Origin of the sequence: Pseudomonas sp. (genome assembly GCF_050739655.1) — a bacterium.
In the GTDB taxonomy this organism is placed as follows: domain Bacteria; phylum Pseudomonadota; class Gammaproteobacteria; order Pseudomonadales; family Pseudomonadaceae; genus Aquipseudomonas.
In genome coordinates, this window is the sequence record NZ_JBOIBY010000668.1 from 1 (window position 1) to 1,442 (window position 1,442).

Annotated in this window: 2 protein-coding genes; both read right to left on the reverse strand. The window is 58.7% G+C overall.

The genetic code is table 11. From position 1 onward, the window contains the following. On the reverse strand, positions 1 to 398 hold a 398-nt coding region (locus tag ACRESJ_RS31595; RefSeq protein WP_431761410.1), incomplete at its 3' end, for a DUF6708 domain-containing protein. 118 nt (positions 399 to 516) lie between these two features. Next, the gene (locus tag ACRESJ_RS31600; protein ID WP_431761411.1) at positions 517 to 1,320 is read right to left on the reverse strand and encodes a DUF6708 domain-containing protein; all 804 of its coding nucleotides are present in this window, start codon (positions 1,318 to 1,320) and stop codon (positions 517 to 519) included. Positions 1,321 to 1,442: the final 122 nt, after the last annotated feature.

Below are 1,442 nucleotides of genomic sequence, written 5' to 3' on the forward strand. Positions count from 1 at the left end.
AAGCGGTAGACGTAGACCTTGCGACGCAGGCGGTTGAAGCGGATGGGTTCGTCACGGGGGGCGTCCACGTCCATTCGCCAAATATACACACCACTCCAAACTCCAATAACGAGGACTACAGGAATGATTAAATTGATGACCCAATCAGAATTCCATATTTCAAGTGGGGAGCTTAGTGGATAACAAGTCAGCACGAAAACTAACATCGCAATCCATGGTCCAGCCCCTCGCGTTCTAATAGTAGAGCGCCGCAATTCGAGGTACACGGGGTCCACATGGTTGGGTGGATTCGACAGCACCGGCGGATAAGGTTCGGTGCTGGGCGTCTGGTCGGGCATGGGCAGATCACGCTTCCATCCGGGGGCATGAGGGTCGAGTAGCGGTTCGGTAAAAGCCATTAGCGGTCTCCGGGAAGGTTGGCAAAGGTGGTCAGCGTGAGGGCCGCATAGCCCTGCGGCACGGTGCGTTCACCGTTTTCCAGTCGCCATCGGGGCCGAGAGAGAAAGGTAAAAGTCATCAGGGCGCGGTCCTCGACTCCAGGTCGATGTCGGCGGGCCACTGCACCTTGGGCGCCAGGCGGCGGGCGAGGTTGAAGCTCACGTCTTCGTTGTTCCAGTCGCGCGGTGGGCGGGGGAAATGGGGTAAAGCGTGCGGACCTTGCTGCATGAACAGCAGGGCCATGGCCCAGTACATTTCGCCCTCCTGAATGCTGTGGGCAAAAGGGAAGCGGTCGATGACCTGGTTGGTGCCGGGTTTCACCACGGCAATACTGACGGACTGGATCGAGCCGCCGGTGCCCATGGGGCCATAGACGCTGCAGGCTTCGGCGCGCAGGTCGTCCCAGTCGTAGACCTCCGTGCGAACCCCCCAGGCTGTACGACTGAAGGGGCGAAGGCCATCGTGATGGTAGCGGTAGACGTAGACTTTGCGACGCAGGCGGTTGAAGCGGATGGGTTCGTCGCGGGGCGAGAGTACGGTCATTCGCCAAGCATATATTCCGGACCAAAACGCGATGATGGATAAGATTACACAGATGAGGATGAAGCCAAAGTCGATAGATTCCCATGGTGCAGGTGGGAAGAGGAACGGGAGTATGAGTAAGTAAGGGGACGAGACGAGAATAGCAATCGCCAACCACGCGCATAGGCCCCGCATCGTATAGGTCGAGCGCGGCAATTCCAGGTAGATCGAGTTCACATGGTTGGGCGGATTTGACAGTACCGGCGGATAGGGCTCGGTGCTGGGTGCCTGGTCGGGCATTGGCAGATCGCGCTTCCAACCGGGGGCATGTGGGTCGAGTAGCGGTTCGGTAAAAGCCATTAGCGGGCTCCGGAAAGGTTGGAAAAGGTGGTCAGCGTGAGGGCCGCATAGCCCTGCGGCACGGTGCGATCACCGTTTTCCAGTCGCCATCGGGGCCGAGAGAGAAAGGTAAAAGTCATCAG